The following is a 1,533-nucleotide window of genomic DNA, read 5'->3' as shown; positions in this document are numbered from 1 at the left end:
AGTTGTTCGTACAACGATTGCGTCGCTTTTAGCTTACCTTTACCAGATTGATGGATTATTTCTGGGCGTGTGTTTTGATCTAGCAGAGCCATCGCCGCTGGTACGACTTCATTCAACTTCTGAGCACCTAAGCTACCACCTACAACCAATATGCGCGGTTGACGCGACGCATCCCATTTTTTGTCGTTACTAGACTGGTTCAACGCAACAATTTCTTCCCTAATCGGATTTCCAATTAGTGTTGCTCTCACGGCAGAACCAAAGCTATTTGGAAAAGCCTCATACACGGCTTTGGCTATCTTCGCCAAGATCCGATTCGTCATTCCCGCAACGGCATTTTGCTCATGAACGACCAATGGGCGACCAGACAATCTAGCTGCAAGGCCCCCAGGACCAGATGCAAATCCACCCATTCCCACGACCAAATGCGGCTTCACTTTATTGAGAACACCAAAAGCTTGAATTAAGGCATGCACCAAGTTGAATGGAGCCTTTAAAACAGCAAGCTTGCCTTTGCCTCTTAGCCCGCTCACGCTAATGCCATAAAAGGGTATGCCCTGTTTCTCAATGACCGACTGCTCGAAACCACCATTAGATCCAAGCCAAGCAACATTCGCCCCTTGCTCTTGTAACTTTCTAGCCGTTGCAAGAGCAGGAAATACATGACCACCTGTTCCGCCAGCCATCATCAAATACGTTTTCATGAAGACTCTCCTATTCTTGCATGGGGGGTTTCATGATGAACGCGCAACAAAATCGCGATAGCAGCAATGCTTATAATCAAACTACTTCCGCCATAACTCACCAAGGGCAAGGTCAAGCCCTTAGTTGGCAATAAGCCCATGTTCACGCCCAAGTTAATGCTTGCTTGAACGCCTAGTAGTATTGCGATGCCATATGAGAAATAAGCATGGAAAAGCAGCCCTGCTTTTTCAGCCACACGTGCAATTTTGAATGCGCGGTAAATCAACCACGAAAATAATGCGACGACGACTAAAGAACCAATCAGTCCGAATTCTTCCGCAAGAATAGCGAATACAAAATCGGTGTGAGCTTCTGGCAAATAAAACTGCTTCTGCAAGCTATTACCTAGCCCAACGCCAAGTATTTCACCTCTACCAAAAGCGATCAGAGATTGTGTTAACTGATAACCTGCACCAAATTGATCTGCCCACGGGTCGGTATAACCAATTAATCGCTCCATGCGATACGGTTGAGACCAAATCAAAGCCACTACGATTAATAAGCAGGCGACAACGAGAACACCGAATTGATGCAGCTTCGCACCACTCAAGAAAATCATTCCCATGAACGCAGCGCCTATTACGACGGTCGCCCCAAAATCAGGCTCGCTAAGCAAGAGGAAAGCCGCGATAGTGAGCACTAACATAGGCTTAGTAAAACCCCACCAAGACTGTCTGACTTCGTCATGACGTCGAACCAGGTATCCAGCTAGATATGCAACGAGCAATAACTTCGCAGGTTCAGAAGGCTGGATATTAATGCCACCTAAGCCGATCCAGCGTGTACTAC

2 protein-coding genes are annotated in these 1,533 nt (G+C 46.8%); both read right to left on the bottom strand.

The annotated features are described in order from the left end of the window. Positions 1-704 (bottom strand): glycosyltransferase (locus A3762_RS01230; RefSeq protein WP_197468922.1); only part of this gene is annotated, 704 nt, incomplete at its 3' end. Further along, positions 701-1,533, bottom strand: an 833-nt coding sequence (gene ftsW / locus A3762_RS01225) for a putative lipid II flippase FtsW (RefSeq protein ID WP_068753723.1), incomplete at its 5' end; no start/stop codon positions are given. The genes ftsW and A3762_RS01230, both read right to left, overlap by 4 nt.

Source organism: Oleiphilus sp. HI0125 (assembly GCF_001635355.1).
This window is presented reverse-complemented; position numbering and strand designations above follow the sequence as displayed.